Raw genomic sequence first — 15,201 nt, 5'->3', positions numbered from 1 at the left:
GCCGGCCGGCGGACCCGTCAGCGGGCGGTCGCCGCCTCGCGCGGCAGCGCCAGCTCGTCCCAGATGCTGTCCAGCGCCTCGGCGAACTTCTCCACGTCGGTGGTGGTGTGGGTGGCCGAGGGAGTGACCCGCAGGATCTCCTCGCCGGTCCGCACGCTGGGCGCGTTGATCGACTGGACGTAGATGCCGTGCCGCTCCAGCAGCAGCGCGGAGGCCTGCTGGCAGAGCAGGTCCTCGCGGACCAGCACCGAGACGATGTGGGTGTCCGGCGAGACGAACGGGATGCCCCGCTCGTTCAGCAGCCGGTGCAGCAGCAGCGCGTTCTCCCGCAGCCGCTCACGCTCGACCTCGCTGGACCGCAGGTGCTTGACGGCGGCGAGCGCGCCGGCGGCCAGCGCGGGAGCCAGCGAGGTGGTGAAGATGAAGGGCCGCGAGAAGCTGCGGACCGCCTCCACCAGCACGGCGTTGCCCGCGATGTAGCCGCCCGCGGTGCCGTAGCCCTTGGCCACGGTGCCCATGATGACGTTGAACCGGTCCGCGATGCCCTCCCGGGCGGCGATCCCGGCGCCCTCGGGCCCGTACATGCCCACCGCGTGCACCTCGTCCAGGAACGAGGTCGCCCGGTAGCGCGCAGCCAGCTCGGCGATCTCCGCCAGCGGGGCGATGTCGCCGGACATCGAGTAGACCGACTCGGTGACCACCAGCTTGGGCCGCTCGGGGTCGGCGGCCGCGAGCAGCTCCTCCAGGTGCGCGGTGTCGTTGTGGCGGAAGATCCGCTTCTCGGCGCCGCTGTGCCGCAGGCCGTCGATGATCGAGGCGTGGTTCAGCTCGTCCGAGAAGACCAGGGTCCCGGGCATCCGGCCGGCCAGCACGGTCAGCGCGCCGTCGTTCGCCGAGTAGCCCGAACTGAACAGCAGCGCCGCCTCCTTGCGGTGCAGCTCGGCCAACTCCTGTTCCAGCAGGACGTGGTAGTGGTTGGTCCCGCCGATGTTGCGCGAGCCGCCGGAGCCGGCCCCGAACGCGTCGACCGCCCCCTTGATGGCCTCCAGCACCGAGGGGTTCTGGCCCATGCCCAGGTAGTCGTTGCTGCACCAGACGCTGACCTCCTGGCCGGGGCCCAGGGATCCGGTGCGGGCCAGTGCGCTGGGGAACTGACCGGCGCGCCGGCCGATCTCCAGGAAGGACCGGCGGTTGTCACCGAGCTTGTCCAACTCGTCGGCGAAGAAGTCCAGATGCTTGGTCATGATGTCAACTCGCTCTCTGCCGGGTGCTCGTCCGGCCGGCGGCCAGGGCTGGTCGGCGCGATGGCTCAACAGCGCGGACGCCCGCGCCCTGTCGTGTGGGGTGTCGCTCAGACGATCGGGTAGAGCTCGCGCAGCAGTCGCTTGTCCGGCTTGCCGGAGACGCCGAGCGGAAGTTCGTCGAGGAAGCGGGTCTCCTCGGGGGCGTGGGCGGCGGAGAGCGCCGCCTGGACGTGCGCGCTGACCTCCTCGTGGCTCAGCTGCGCGTCCGGCTTCAGGACCACCGCGGCGTGCACGTGCTCCAGGTTGTCCAGGTCCCGGACCCCGTAGACGGCCACGTTCGCGACACCCGGCAGGGTGGCGATCTCCCGTTCCACGGCGGCGGGGTAGATCTTGACGCCGTCGATCTTCACCACGTCCGCGATCCGGTCGGCGAGCGAGAGGAGGCCCTCCTCGTCGAGCCGTCCGATGTCGCCGGTGAGGAACCAGCCGTCCCGCAGCGTCCGCGCGGTGAGCGCGGGGTCGCCCAGGTAGGCGTCCAGCAGGCTGCCGGAGCGCACCCACAGCTCGCCGGCCTCACCGGCCGGCAGCTCGGCGCCCGACTCCGCGTCGCGCACGCTGATCTCGACGCCGGGCAGCGGACGCCCCACGGTGGCCCGCAGCCGCGGGTCGTAGTGGCCGTCGGGCAGCAGGATGCTGACCGCGCCCGCCTCGGTGCTCCCGTACATCTGCACCAGGACCGGGCCGAAGACCTGCACCGCCTCCGCGAGCTTCGCGGGCGCGGCCGCGACGCCGGTGTAGATCAGCGCCTTGAGGGTGGCCAGGTCGGTGCCCTCGGCCTGCACGGCCGCCATCGTCTGGTACACGTGCGGGGTGGCCATGAAGGTCAGTGTGATGCCGTGCTCCGCGATGGCCCGCGCCACCTGGACGGCGTCGAACCCCTCGTGCAGCACGACGACTCCGTCCGCCAGCAGCACCGCGTCCGCGATCCCGCCGACCACGAAGGCCAGCGGGGTGGCGACCAGCAGGCGGGTGCCCGGCTCGGCCGGCAGGGCCCGGGCCCGGGCGTCGTTGACCGCCGTCGTGATGCAGACGCCCTTGGGCTTGCCGGTGCTGCCGCTGCTGAACGAGATCAGCGCGTACTGCCGCGGATCGCGCACCGGCAGCTCGCCCAGCCCCGCGATCAGCTCGGCGACCGGCGCGAAGCCACTCGCGGCCGCGAGTTCGCCCTCGGCCACCGTGAAGCGGCCCGGTGCGCGCTGCGCCAACTCGGCCGCCCGGTCCGCGTTCTCCGCGTCGGTGAACAGCACCTGCGCGGTGGCGTCGAACAGGATCCGCAACTGCTCGTCGGGGGTGAGCACATAGGCGGTGGAGCCGGGGTTGGTCCCGCGCACGTACATGACCGCGCCGCCCAGCAGGTGGGTGGCGTAGCGGACGGTGAGCATCAGCGGGCTGTTGGGCGCCACCAGGACGGCCACCGTGGTACCGGGGCCGATGCCCAGCTTGCGCAGCACCTGGACCGTGTCGACCACGGACCGGGCCAGCGCGCCGGCCCGGACCTCCCGGCCGCGCCAGTGCGCGGCGACCCGGTCCGGGGTGGCGCCGAGTGCGGACAGGATGTCCAAGGCGTAGCAGTCGGCCGCCGACGGCTGCTGCGCTGCGCTGCCCGTCTCTGTCATCTGGGTCTCCATCGTCGTGCCGAAGTCGCCGTGCGGAATTCGCTGTGCCGGAGCCTGTTGTGCCGAAGCCTGTTGTGCCGAAGTCGCCGTGCCGGACCTGCCGGACCTGCCGGACCTGCCGTGCCGAAGTCGCCGACCGGTGCGAGGCCTTCGCCGGCGGCCGATCTTCCTCAGCCTCCCTCGGACCCGGCCCCGGCGGGAGGGGCGAACGACGTAGCCGAAGGTCGGTGCCCCGCCTCGAACGGCCTACCCATCGGGCCACCCCCTGGTGCCCCGATCGGCTACCCCGATCGGGGACCGCTGACTTCCCGGCAGCATTCTGCTTAGATGACTCGCACATATAACTCCCCTGTCCTGCCGCGCCCTTCACATGGTGGGCGGCGCTCTGCCATCCGGCTCCCGCGCGCATGCAGGCGGCGCGCACCGCAGCCCGGGCACTGGCTGTCGGACACCCCGTCGGACAGCCAACTCCCCGTCCAGGCAAGCAGGTAGGCCTGGCATCCGGGCCCATCCCACTGCGCGCCGACAAGGCTGCCGACCGGCCCACCCCGGCCGTCGGCACCCCAGGTCGCCGTTCCCGCTGTACCCGATAACGCATACAGGAGGCCGTATATGGAAACCGCGCGCTGCCCCTACCGGTTGGACCCCAGTGGGCAGGACATCCACGGCGAGAACAACCTCGTTTTCAAGGACGGCCCGGTCGCCAAGGTCGAGCTGCCCGGCGGCGTGGAGGCCTGGGCGGTGGGCAGCCAGCAGCTGGTCAAGCAGCTGCTCGGTGACCCGCTGGTCTCCCGCAGTGCCCGCCAGCACTGGGACGCCTTCAAGAACGGCGAGATCCCGATGGACTGGTCGCTGATGGTCTGGGTGGCGGCCGAGAACATGTTCACCGCCTACGGCTCCGACCACCGGCGCCTTCGGCGGCTGGCCTCCGGTGCCTTCACCGCCCGGCGGATCGAGTCGCTGCGTCCGCGGGTCGAGGGCATCATCACCGCGCTGCTCGACGAGCTGGCGACCGCCCCGGCCGGCACCGCCACCAACATGCGCGAGGGCTACGCCTACGCGATCCCGATCCAGGTGATCGGCAGCCTGCTCGGCGTTCCCGAGGAGCGGATGCCCGACCTGCGGGTCTGTGTGAAGACGATCTTCGACACCACCGTCACGCCGGAGGCCGCCCAGGCCAACGGCGAGCGGTTCTACGGGCTCCTGGTCGAGCTGGCCGTGCTCAAGTTCAACGAGCCGGGCGACGACCTGACCAGCGCGCTGATCGCGATCCGGGACGAGGAGGACGGCAGCGCGCTCAGCCAGGAGGAGGTGGTGGAGACCCTGATGGCGCTGATCAGCGCGGGCCTGGAGACCACCGTCAACCTGCTGGACAACTCCATCCACCTGCTCCTCACCCACCCCGACCAGCTGGCGCTGGTCCGCTCGGGGCAGGCCAGCTGGAGCGACATGGTCGAGGAGTCGCTGCGGCTGCAGGCCCCGGTGGCGAACATCCCGCTGCGCTTCGCGGTGGAGGACATCCAGGCCGGCGACGTGCTGATCCGCAAGGGCGAGGCGATCCTGGTCGGCTACGCCGCCGCCGGGCGCGACGAGACGGTGCACGGGGACAGTGCCGCGCAGTTCGACGTCACCCGCGCCAACAAGGAGCACGTCTCCTTCGGTTACGGCGTGAAGTTCTGCCTGGGTGCGGCGCTGGCCCGCCTGGAGGCGACGGTGGCGCTGCCCGCGCTCTTCGAGCGGTTCCCGCAGATGGCGCTGGCGGACGGCGAGTTGACCCCGCTGCCCTCGTTCATCACCAACGGGCACCGGACCCTGCCGGTGGTGCTGCGGCCGGCCGAGAGCTGACCCGCGACGCCAGGAACGCGCATCGGCGGCACACCCCGAGGGGTGTGCCGCCGATGGCGTTGCGCGTGCGACCGCCGCGCTACGTCGGCTGGAGCGCGGCGGTGAGGTTCGCCACCAGCTGGGCCTCGGCGCGCAGGATCGACTCGGTGGTGCGGGCCGCGTAGAGGTCGTGCACCTCGATCCCGGGCAGCCGCAGGGTCTCCTCGGCGGCGGCGTGGGCGGCGCAGAGGTCCAGCACGGTGCGCCCGGCCCGCTGCGACTGCCAGTCCCGCAGGGCGGGTTCGGCCATCGGCAGGCCCAGTGTGGTGATGACCACCAGGGCCGCCCCGGGGACCAGCGCCAGCTCCTCGGGGGTCACCACGTGCCGGTAGGCGGGGGAGTGGAAGGACAGGAAGTCCGAGCCGCCCAGCACCTCGGCCAGCGGCGCCCAGCGGGGCTCCGCCGCGCCCGTGGTCCGGGGGGTGGGCGTGTGGAAGGCGACCTCCATGCCCAGCGCCTGCCCGACCTGGCCCACGCTCCTGGCCACCGGGCCGTAGCCGACGAGACCCAGCCGCTTGCCCGTCAGCTCGCCGGGGTGCGGGCCCTTCAGGCCGTGCCGCGCGTGCGCGAGCAGCTGCTCGACGACGAACTCCACCGTGCCGGCGTCGCCGTAGCCGTAGATCGGCGCGACGGTGATGCCGTGCCGCTCGGTGTACTCCAGGTCGACCCGGCCGGTCGTGGTGGCGCGCAGACCGAGGTAGCGCAGCTCGGGCAGCCGGCCGAGGAGTTCGGCGTCCAGGACGTCCTTCCAGCCCGCCAGCAGGGCGTCCGTCCGCCGCAGGACGGGGTCCGCGGGCCCGGCCGGCGGCCACTCGGTCAGGGCCAGCGGCGGCGCCTCGCTCAGCGGGCCGAGCGCCGCCAGCAGGCCGGCCGAGGGCCAGACGCCGGGCAGGACGGAGATCTGACGGAAGGTGGGGCGCTGCGTCATGCTGCCTCCTCGATGGGACGGGCGGAGCCGGTCTCCTCGGCGGGACGGGTGGAGCCGGTCTCCTCGGCGGGACGGGTGGAGCCGGTCTCCTCGGCGGGACGGGTGGGGCCGGTCACGAGGTGACCGGGGGAACCACGGCGTCGATCAGGTGGGGACCGGGCTCGGCCAGCGCGCGGCGCAGCTGCTCGGTGAACTCCTCGGCGGTGCGGGCCCGGGTGGCCGGCACGCCCATGCCGCCCGCGAGCGCGACGAAGTCGAGCCCGGGGATGTCGATCAGCGACCGGCTGCGCTGGGCGTCGGCGCCCTGGAAGGCGCCCAGGCGGCGCAGTTCGCCGTCCAGGATCGCGTAGGAGGCGTTGTCGAAGATGACGGTGGTGACGTCCAGCGCCTCGCGGGACTGGGTCCACAGCGCCTGCAGCGTGTACATCGCGCTGCCGTCGGCCTCCAGGCTGATCACCGGCCGGTCGGGGCAGGCGACGGCCGCGCCGGTGGCCACCGGCAGCCCCATGCCGATCGAGCCGCCGGTGATGTTGAGCCAGTCGTGCACCGGCGCACCGGCGGTGTACTCGGGCAGCCACTGGTCGGAGGTGATCGCCTCGTCCACCACGATGGCGCCCTCCGGCATCAGCGCGCCGAGCACGGCGGCGGCCTTCTCGGCGGTCAGCTCACCGCTCGGCAGGCCGGGGCGCCGGGCCTCGGCGACCACCGGGGCGGTGCCGGGTGCGACCAGCTCGGCCAGCAGGGCCAGCGCGGCGGGGTCGCCGCCCAGGTCGTGCACCTCGCAGCCGTCCGGCAGCAGGGTGCTCGGCTGGCCGGGGTAGGCGAAGAACGCCACGGGAGAGCGCGCGCCGGCCAGCACCAGGTGCCGGGCGCCGGCCAGCCGGTCCGCGGCCAGGTCCCTGGGGTAGGGCAGGCGGTCCAGCCGTGGGATGCCGGCGCCGCGCTCGTGGCGGGCCGGGGACTTCTCGGCCAGCAGGTCCGCCCCGGTGGCCGTGGCGATCCGGCTGGCCGCGTTCAGCCCGGCGCGGCGCATGTTCCGGCCGCCCACCAGCAGGACGCAGCCCTCGGTGCCGAGCAGCAGCTTGGCGACCCGCTCCACGGCCTGCTCGTCCAGCGGGGCGGGCGCGGGGGCGGCCACCGCCGCGGCGGTCCCGCCCGGTGACCAGCAGACGTCCGAGGGGAGGATCAGCGTGGCGACCCCGCCGGGCAGGTGGCCGGTGGGCGAGGTGGCGGCGGTGATCGCCTCGGCGGTGTCGCCGCCGGCGCGCGCCGCGCTCTCGGGGCGGCGCACCCACTTCGACACCGCGCCGGCCAGCGCCTCGATGTCGGAGTTCAGCGGGGCGTCGAAGGCCCGGTGGTAGGTGGCGTGGTCGCCCACGATGTTCACCAGCGCGGTGCCGGCGCGGCGGGCGTTGTGCAGGTTGGCCACCCCGTTGCCGAGCCCGGGACCGAGGTGGAGCAGCGTGGCGGCGGGCTTCTCGGCCATCCGGCCGTAGCCGTCGGCGGCGCCGGTGGCCACCCCTTCGAAGAGGCAGAGCACGAGGCGCATCTCGGGTGTCGCCACCATCTCGGCGACCAGGTGCATCTCGGAGGTGCCCGGATTGCTGAAGCAGACGTCGATGCCGCCGTCCACGAGGGTCCGCAGGACGGCGTGCGCGCCGGTGGTGCCGCTCATTGTCAAGTCCGCTTTCCGTTCGGTGCGTTGCGTTGCGTTTGCGTTGCGTTTGCGTTGTGCGGTGCGGTGCGGTGCGGTGCGGTGCGTTGCTGGGTTGCGTGGTGCGTTGCGTTGCTGGTTCGCGCTGTTCGTCGACTGTTCAGAGATCGGTGCCGCAGATGCAGGACAGCAGGACCCGCACCACCGCGTCACCAGGCCGCTGGACCACCGGGTCCGGCACCTCCTCGACGCGGATGTCGTGCGGGGCCTGGAAGACGGCGGCACGCATCCTGGGGTCCTTTCGCCTGCTGCTCGTACGCGCTACGGGCAGGGGAGCGGGTCGCCCTGGGTGACGCAGGCCTCGCCGACCTCGTGCAGGGTCAGGCCGATCCGCTCCTCGCAGGCGGCCACCTCCGCGCTGCGCAGCTCCTCGGGCAGCTCCCCGCCGCCCAGTCCGAGCGGGTAGAGGCCGTTGGCGGCCACGTCCAGGGCCACCGCGCGCAGTCTGCGCAGCAGCTGACTGGTGATGCCGTCCTCGTCCACCGGGCCGCGCAGGGTCATGAAGAAGTTGTCATAGAGCAGCGCCGTGCGCTCCGAGGGGCGCACGGCGGGGCCCAGCATGGCCTGCTGGAGCAGCGACTTGCCACCGGGCACCAGCCGGGCGGCGATGCCGTCGTGGATCACCTTGTTGGTCTCCACGGCCTGGGCCAGCCGGGCCGCCTGCGGGCTGCTGCCCCGGGCCAGGCCCCGGCCCCGGAACAGGCCGCGCACCGAGGCGTAGTCGGAGGCCCAGGCCCCGCTGAAGCTGCGGTGCTGGAGGAACATCCGCGGCCTGATCAGGTCCTGGTAGAGGTCGAGCGGGCACGATCCGGTGTAGAGCAGCATGGCGCAGTAGCCGTAGGCGTAGGCCTCCAGCCGGGCGAACGCGGCCGGCTCCGGCTCCTCCTGCGCCCCGACCCGCTTGAGCAGATCGCCCATCAGGTGCCAGATGAGGAAGGTGGTCTGGTGGCCGGTGATCCAGCGGAACCAGAAGAGCTGGTCGGGGGAGCGCTCCTGGGTGCTCTCCGGCAGGTCCAGCGGGCGTCCGTCGGCCAGGAATCGCAGCTGAAGCAGGGTCAGATCGCGGTCGCAGGAGAGGATCCCGGGCGGGACGGCACCGGTGGCCCGCGAATGGCCCGCCGCCGGCATCGCCAGCGGCTCCAGCCCGTAGGGGAAGTCGCCGAAGTCCCAGTCGCCGATCCCGGTCTGCTCCGCGAGCAGGGAATCGCCGGAGCCGCTCATCGGTCACCCTCCGGGATGAAGGTGAATTCGTACTCCAGGCCGTTCACGTCGTAGACGTAGAGGCTGTGGACCCCGTCGGAGTCGACGACGATCTCGGTCGGCTGGTCGGGCCGGGCGAAGGTGTAGCGGCCCGACTCGTACAGCTCGATCCAGCGCCGGCGCGCCACTTCGAGCTCCTGCGGCTCGGCGACCTGCAGGCAGGCGTGCTGGAACTGGAACCCGTTCGCGTCCGGCAGCACGCCGTTGTGGTCCGCGCGGTCGAAGAGGTGGAAGCGGACGCCACCGGCGGCGACCTCGATCAGGCGGCGGATGCCCGGCAGGCGGCTGAGCGTGAGCTCGGAGAACTTGTCCAGCTCCCACTTCTGCTCGGCGCCGAAGAACTCCAGGTACCAGGCAAGGCAGTTGTCGAGGTCCGCGGTCTGCACACCGAGGTGGTGGATGCGTGGGGTGACCGGCTGATTCATGGCAGAGTCTTCCTTCCGGGTGTCAGCGCAACTGGCCGGAGCCGGCTGATTTCGCCAGGGGAGTCACGGCGGCGGCGACCAGGCTCGCAGGGCACGTCCGATGCGCTGGTGTCAAGGTCGTTGATGGCATGGCGGGTCCCGTCTGGTAAGCCGTTGGACTGCTCGGTCCGCCGGTGTGGCAGTCCCGGCGGTTGCCCGGTCGTAAGCGCCAAGTAACCCCATGGGCCCGCGGCGGCAATATCGAAGTCGCTTTCCCGGCGGACGCTGGTCCAGTCGGCGAAGCCATCGTGGTGGTCACCGATGACGGCGCCGAAGATTGTGGTACGTACCGCATCTGACGGATCGACAGATCGACGACTCAAGACGGCGGCCACGGTTGCGGGCACACGCATGGCGGGTCGTCGAGATCCCCCGCGGCCATCATTGTCGGCTTGCCCGCTTGCCGCAAGCACCCTCTTGTGCGTGCCGGGCCGCCAGGGCGGGCGGCGGCCGAGAGTCGGTGCGTCCCACCTGGGGAGTGCTCGCGATGGCACTTGTCCGGCTGTGTACGAAGCGGAGTTGGCGTGTCGGAGGTCGGCGGCCGGGCCGAGCCCAGCGCGCGCCGGAGTGATGACATGATCCCGACTTCCGTCGGACGCCCGGTTGTTGATCAAGTGTCACCAGTTTTCATTGCATCTGGCCAGGTACTCGGGCTAGGCTCGCCGGTAGACGGGGAACTTGTAAGGATGAACTGCGGCACGGCGGCTCGGGGATGGGGCCGCAGGGCGGCGGGTGCTGGTTCTGTCGGGCGGAAGTTGACAGGGGGGCCACGATGAAGTTCCGGACGTTTTAGCGGGATCTGCCCAGTCCGTTGGGGTGGGTGGCACTGCGGTCTCTTACCGGTGCCACCGGTTTCCTGAGCACACTTCGAGCATCGTTGACACGGTCAGCCTGGTGACTTCGAGGCATGCCCTGGAGGGGTGGGCAGGACGTGCATTCCGGCAGTAGGCCGGAGCGTCTCCCGGGGGTTTTTCGTCCTGCCGCATTTTTCCGTGCCCTGTGCCCGCCGGTCGGGATCAGGACACTTTGTCGCGCCATTCTCACGCCGGAGACACCCCGGGTGATTCCGGCTGCCCCCGCCCGGTCGGGCGCACGGACGAGGACGAAGGAGAGTTGGGCCAGTGAGCAGCCCCGAGGTTCCTGTCGTGGCCGAGACGGATGTGGCGATCATCGGCATGTCCGGGCGTTTTCCCGGTGCGGATGACCTGGATTCCTTCTGGCGTCTGTTGAGCGAGGGCAGGGAGGGGATCACGCGGTTCAGCCGGGAGGAGCTGGCCGCGGCCGGGGTGCCGGCGCGGTTGCTGGACGATCCTGGGTACGTGCCGGTGCACGGGGTGCTGCCGGATGTGGATCTCTTCGATACGGGGTATTTCGAATTCACTCCGGCGGAGGCTGAGTTCACTGATCCGCAGCACCGGATCCTGTTGACGGCCGGGCACGCGGCGCTGGAGCACGCGGGTTACGACCCGGCCCGCTATGACGGGTTGATCAGTGTCTATGCGGGTGCGGCCATCAATACGTATCTGCAGCAGCAGGTGCTGCCCCATGTCGATCAGACCACGACGTCGAATCATTTCGCGGTGATGGTCGGCAACGACAAGGACTTCCTGGCGACCCGGCTCTCCTACAAGCTCGATCTCAAGGGTCCCAGTTACACGGTGCAGACGGCCTGCTCCACGTCGTTGGTCGCGATCCACCTGGCCTGTCAGGGGCTGATCAACGGTGAGTGTGACATGGCGCTGGCGGGTGGTGTCACGGCCAAGCTGCCGCAGACCAAGGGGTACCTCTATGAGGAGGGCGCGATCCTGTCCGAGGACGGGCATGTGCGTACCTTCGATGCCGAGGCCAGTGGGACGGTGCTCGGTAACGGTGTGGGTGTGCTGGTGCTCAAGCTGTTGGGTGATGCCATCGCGGACCGGGACACCGTTCACGCGGTCATCAAGGGGACGGCGACCAACAACGACGGTTCGGGGAAGGTGAGTTTCGCCGCTCCGGGTGCGGCGGGGCAGGCGGCGGTGATCCGTGAGGCGCATGCGGTGTCCGGGGTGGAGGCGCGCTCGATCGGTTATGTGGAGGCGCACGGCACCGCGACCCGGCTGGGTGATCCGGTGGAGGTCTCGGCGCTGACGAAGGCGTTCCGGGCGCAGACCGGGGACACGGGTTTCTGTGCGATCGGTTCGGTGAAGTCCAACCTCGGGCATCTGGACGCGGCGGCGGGTGTCGCCGGCGTGATCAAGACCGCGCTGATGATGAAGCATCGCACGCTGGTGCCGACGCTGAACTTCCGCGAGGCCAACCCGGCGATCGACTTCGCGGCCGGTCCTTTCACGGTCAGTACCGCCACCGCGCCCTGGCGGGCGGAGGGTCCGTTGCGCGCGGGGGTGAGCTCTTTCGGTATCGGTGGGACCAATGCTCACGCGGTGCTGGAGGAGGCGCCGGCGGCGCCGGTCCTGGGGGAGGGGGCGGGGCAGCAGGTGCTGGTGCTCTCCGCGCGGACGGCGAGCGCGCTGCGCACGGCTGCTGGGGAGTTGGCCGACTACCTGGACGCCGCCCCGGCGGCCACCCTCGCCGACATCGGCTACACGCTGGCGGTGGGTCGGCGTGCTCACGAGTTCCGGCTCGCGGTTTGCGGTAGCGATCGTGGTGAACTCGCGGGTGCGTTGCGGGAGTCGGCGATTCCCGCTGAGTTGGCGAGCGGCGAGCTCTCCTTCGTTCTCACCGAGCGGGTGGCCGACGCCAGCGCCCTCGCGGAGCAGTGGTGTGCTGTGGAGCCGGCCTTCGCCGGGCACTACCGGGCGGCTGTTGAGGCGGGTGCGGGGGAGCAGGGTGAGCGTGGTGCGGCGTTCGCGTTGCAGTATGCGCTGGGCCGGCTCTGGCTGGGTTGGGGGCTGCGTCCGGTGGCGGTGCACGGCGATGGCCTTGCGGCCCGTGCGGCGGCTTGCGTGATCGGGGCGCTCGACCTGGCCGACGCCCTGGCCGGCTCCGCCGCGCCGCCGACTGCTCCCAGGGGATCGCGGATCGCGCTGCGCGGCGCGCAGGAGGAGGCGCGCGGACTGGTTCTGAGTGTCGAGGCGGTGCGTGCGGGTGGGCCGCGGGAGGCGGTGGCCCGGGCCTGGGCGGCTGGTGCGAGCGTCGACTGGCAGGCTTGGTTCGCGGGTCAGGAGCGTGGCCGGGTGCCGCTGCCGACCTATCCGTTCGAGGGTAGGCGCTGCTGGATGACCGGCCCGGACACGCCTGCCGTCACCGAGGCTGTCAGTGGTCGGGGTCCGCACCCGATGCTGGACGAGAACGTCTCCACGCTGGATGCGCCGGCCTACCGCAGTACCCGCTCGGGCAGCGAGTTCTACCTGGCCGATCATGTCGTGGGCGGTGAGCCGGTGATGCCGGCGGTCGGCTACCTGGAGCTGGCCCGGGCGGCCGGCGAACTCCAGAGCGGTGGTCCGGTCCAGCTGAGCGGCGTCTCCTTCGACCAACTCCTGTCCTACGCCCAGGGGCCGCGGACCGCGTTGGTGTCGCTGTGGCGGGTGCGGGACGCGGTGGGTTTCGAGATCAGTGAGCGGGACGAGGTGTACGCGGCCGGGGAGATCCGTACCGGCGCGATCGAGGTGCCCGCCGCGGTCGACCTCGACGCGGTGAGCGCACGCTGCACCGAGGTGATCCCGCACCGGGACTGCTACGCCGAACTGCGCTCGCGCGGACTGGATTACGGTCCCCGGATGCGGGCGCTGGCGGAGGTGGCGCTCGGCGAGGGCGAGGCGCTGGCCCTGCTCGAACCGCCCGCCGGTGCCGAGTTGGACGGTGCGCTGCTCAACCCGGCGCTGCTGGACGGCGCCCTGCACGCCCTGGTGGTGCTGCTCGCCCGCTCCTACGGGGAGACGGCTGAGGGTTTCCTGCCGTTGGCGCTCGGCGAGTTGACTGTGCACGCGCCTGTCGATAGGCCGTGCTGGGTGCATGTGACGCTCGGGCTGCTCGGTGAGCGCACGGCGCGGGCCGAGCTGACGGTGCTGGACTCGCACGGGCAGGTGCTGGCCCGGCTGCGCGATCTGACGGTCCGGGTGCTGACCAGCCCGCACAACTCGGCGCTGCTGGAACGTCGCTGGGTCGCGGCATCGGCCGACACCCCGGCAAAAGCCCCGGTGGCGGACCCTGGTCGCCTGATCGGTGCCGCGGCGGTGGTTGCCGCCGATGCGGAGCGCCGTGCCGAACTGGGCGGGCTGCTCGGCTCGTTGGGGGCCGAGCGGGTCGCCGTCCTCGCGCCGGGGGAGGAGCTTCCCGCGGGCCTCGCCACTGTCCTGGTCGACGAGCCCGAGCCCGGGCAGGCGCTGGGCCTGGTGCGGCAGTTGCTCCACGGCCGCCCGACGGCTCCGGTCCGAGTGTTGCTGACGCATCGTCATGAGGCTGATGGTGCACGGCCGGAGCGTGCCGCGTTGGCCGGGTTCGCCCGGGCGGTGCGGGCGGAGAACCCGTTGTTGGTGCTCCAGGTGGTGGGCCTGGCCGAGGGTGTGGACGAGGCGGCGGCGCTGCGTGCGGAGTTGGCCCGTCCTGGGGGTGAGGCCGAGGTGCGGTACACCGCCATGGGGCGCGAGCTGCCGCACTATCTCCCGGTAACGCAGATCGAGCCGGTTGCGGTGCGGGAGGGTGGTGTCTACCTGGTCACCGGTGGTGCGGGTGGGCTCGGCCGGGCCGTGGCCGGCTTCCTGCTGGGGCGGGCCGAGGCGCGGGTGGTGCTGCTGGGTCGCGCCGAGCAGTCCGGCGTGGAGCTGGATCCGCGGGTTGTCTATCGCCGCGTCGATGTCTCCGATCCCGTCGCGCTCGCCGAGCAACTGGCTGAGGTGCGGCGGGAGTTCGGGCCGATCAACGGGGTCGTGCACGCCGCTGGCGTGCTGCGCGACGGCTTCGCGCTCACGAAGACCGACGCCGACTTCGCCGCGGTGCTGGCCCCGAAGGTGGCCGGTCTGCGTGCGTTGGACGAGGCCACGGCGGACGATCCGCTGGACTTCTTCCTCGCTTTCTCTTCGATCGCCGCGCATATCGGCAGCGCGGGTCAGAGCGACTATGCCTATGCCAACGCTTTCCTGGAGGCGTATGCCGAGGGTGGGCGGCGGGTGACCGCGGTCGCCTGGCCGATGTGGGCCGAGGGCGGGATGCGCCAGAGTCCGGAGGCGGCGGCGGAGATCGCCGGGCGTACCGGCTTCGGCGTGCTGCCCACCGCCACCGGCCTGGCCCTGCTGGAGCAGGCTCTCGGTGCCCGGGGCGCGGTGGTGGCGGCGTACGGCGACACCGGGCGGATCACCGCCGCGCTCAACCCGGCAGCCCCGCTCACCCCTGTCGAGCGTGCCCCGCAGACTGTCGCGGACGATGGTGGTGATGGTGCGGATCCGCGGGCCGAGGCCCTGCGCGTGCTGCGTGAGTTGATCGCGGCCGAGACCGGCCTGGACCCGGCGGAGCTCGCCGCTGATGCGCCGTTCGACCGCTACGGTATCGACTCGCTGATGATCACTAAGCTGAACCGTCAGCTGGACCGTCGTTTCGTGGGTCTGTCGAAGACGCTTTTCTTCGAGTACGCGACCCTGGGTGAGTTGGCCGATTACTTCGCCGAGCACCATCGGGGCGAGTTGCGCGGTGTCTCGTCCGACGCGCCGGGGGCGTCCATCACCGTGCCGTCGCAGGTGCGGAGCGTGCGCACCCGCACGCGGCAGCCCGCCCTCGAAGCCGCCCCCGCCCCCGAGGACGATGCGATCGCGGTGATCGGTCTGGCGGGGCGCTATCCGATGGCGGATGACCTGGGCGAGTTCTGGGCCAATCTGTTGCAGGGGCGTGACTGTGTCAGTGAGATCCCGGCGGACCGCTGGGACCGGGACCGCTGGTACGACCCCGACCCGGCCACTCCCGGCCGCGCGCACACTCGTTGGGGTGGTTTCCTGCGTGATGTGGATCGTTTCGATCCGCTGTTCTTCGGTATCTCGCCGCGTCAGGCGGAGTTGATGGATCCGCAGGAGCGGTTGTTCCTGCAGAACGCGTGGCATGTGCT

Annotated in this window: 8 protein-coding genes and 1 pseudogene; 2 read left to right on the top strand and 7 right to left on the bottom strand. The window is 71.6% G+C overall.

All coding sequences use genetic code 11. The features are described from left to right. Nucleotides 1-17: 17 nt before the first annotated feature. Together hemA and ACFZB9_RS34475 are read right to left on the bottom strand one after the other, a co-directional pair. Complete coding sequence (hemA, locus tag ACFZB9_RS34480) at nt 18-1,244, bottom strand: 5-aminolevulinate synthase (protein ID WP_391453801.1); 1,227 nt, start codon at nt 1,242-1,244, stop codon at nt 18-20. A 107-nt stretch (nt 1,245-1,351) separates the two neighbouring features. After that, the gene (locus ACFZB9_RS34475) at nt 1,352-2,920 is read right to left on the bottom strand and encodes a class I adenylate-forming enzyme family protein (protein ID WP_391453799.1); all 1,569 of its coding nucleotides are present in this window, start codon (nt 2,918-2,920) and stop codon (nt 1,352-1,354) included. Nucleotides 2,921-3,532: 612 nt separating this feature from the next. Between ACFZB9_RS34475 and ACFZB9_RS34470 the strand changes: the two genes are divergently transcribed. After that, nucleotides 3,533-4,765, top strand: a complete 1,233-nt coding sequence (locus ACFZB9_RS34470; protein ID WP_391453797.1) for a cytochrome P450 — start codon at nt 3,533-3,535, stop codon at nt 4,763-4,765. 79 nt (nt 4,766-4,844) lie between these two features. Here the strand turns inward: ACFZB9_RS34470 and ACFZB9_RS34465 are convergent, their stop codons facing one another. The 5 genes and pseudogenes from ACFZB9_RS34465 to ACFZB9_RS34445 form a co-directional block, all read right to left on the bottom strand. Further along, on the bottom strand, nt 4,845-5,732 hold the full coding sequence (locus ACFZB9_RS34465) for an NAD(P)-dependent oxidoreductase (protein ID WP_391453795.1): 888 nt from the start codon (nt 5,730-5,732) through the stop codon (nt 4,845-4,847). Nucleotides 5,733-5,844: 112 nt separating this feature from the next. Next, nucleotides 5,845-7,407 carry an acetolactate synthase large subunit gene (locus ACFZB9_RS34460; RefSeq protein ID WP_391453794.1) on the bottom strand — a complete coding sequence of 521 codons (1,563 nt, stop codon included), beginning with the start codon at nt 7,405-7,407 and terminating at the stop codon, nt 5,845-5,847. A gap of 142 nt (nt 7,408-7,549) precedes the next feature. After that, nucleotides 7,550-7,675, bottom strand: a pseudogene (locus tag ACFZB9_RS34455) (IMP dehydrogenase); the annotation flags it as partial. A 32-nt stretch (nt 7,676-7,707) separates the two neighbouring features. After that, nucleotides 7,708-8,667 (bottom strand): hypothetical protein, encoded by a 960-nt coding sequence (locus ACFZB9_RS34450; protein WP_391453793.1) that lies wholly within the window; start codon nt 8,665-8,667, stop codon nt 7,708-7,710. Continuing rightward, a complete protein-coding gene (locus tag ACFZB9_RS34445) occupies nt 8,664-9,131 on the bottom strand; it encodes a VOC family protein (RefSeq protein ID WP_391453792.1) in 468 nt (155 codons plus the stop codon). Before ACFZB9_RS34445 ends, ACFZB9_RS34450 begins: the two co-directional genes overlap by 4 nt. A gap of 1,160 nt (nt 9,132-10,291) precedes the next feature. On the opposite strand from ACFZB9_RS34445, the gene ACFZB9_RS34440 reads away from it, so the two are divergent. Continuing rightward, a partial coding sequence (locus ACFZB9_RS34440) for an SDR family NAD(P)-dependent oxidoreductase (protein ID WP_391453791.1) occupies nt 10,292-15,201 on the top strand: 4,910 nt, incomplete at its 3' end.

Origin of the sequence: Kitasatospora sp. NPDC008050, from assembly GCF_042957465.1 — a bacterium.
GTDB lineage: Bacteria > Actinomycetota > Actinomycetes > Streptomycetales > Streptomycetaceae > Kitasatospora.
The sequence above is the reverse complement of the archived record's forward strand: the minus strand, read 5'-3'. Positions and strand labels throughout refer to the sequence as shown.

Bases quoted from the DNA above. Each gene is read 5' to 3' on its own strand.
- hemA (WP_391453801.1), bottom strand. From the start codon at position 1,244: ATGACCAAGCATCTGGACTTCTTCGCCGACGAGTTGGACAAGCTCGGT.
- ACFZB9_RS34450 (WP_391453793.1), bottom strand. From the start codon at position 8,667: ATGAGCGGCTCCGGCGATTCCCTGCTCGCGGAGCAGACCGGGATCGGC.
- ACFZB9_RS34445 (WP_391453792.1), bottom strand. From the start codon at position 9,131: ATGAATCAGCCGGTCACCCCACGCATCCACCACCTCGGTGTGCAGACC.
- ACFZB9_RS34470 (WP_391453797.1), top strand. From the start codon at position 3,533: ATGGAAACCGCGCGCTGCCCCTACCGGTTGGACCCCAGTGGGCAGGAC.
- ACFZB9_RS34475 (WP_391453799.1), bottom strand. From the start codon at position 2,920: ATGACAGAGACGGGCAGCGCAGCGCAGCAGCCGTCGGCGGCCGACTGC.
- ACFZB9_RS34460 (WP_391453794.1), bottom strand. From the start codon at position 7,407: ATGAGCGGCACCACCGGCGCGCACGCCGTCCTGCGGACCCTCGTGGAC.
- ACFZB9_RS34465 (WP_391453795.1), bottom strand. From the start codon at position 5,732: ATGACGCAGCGCCCCACCTTCCGTCAGATCTCCGTCCTGCCCGGCGTC.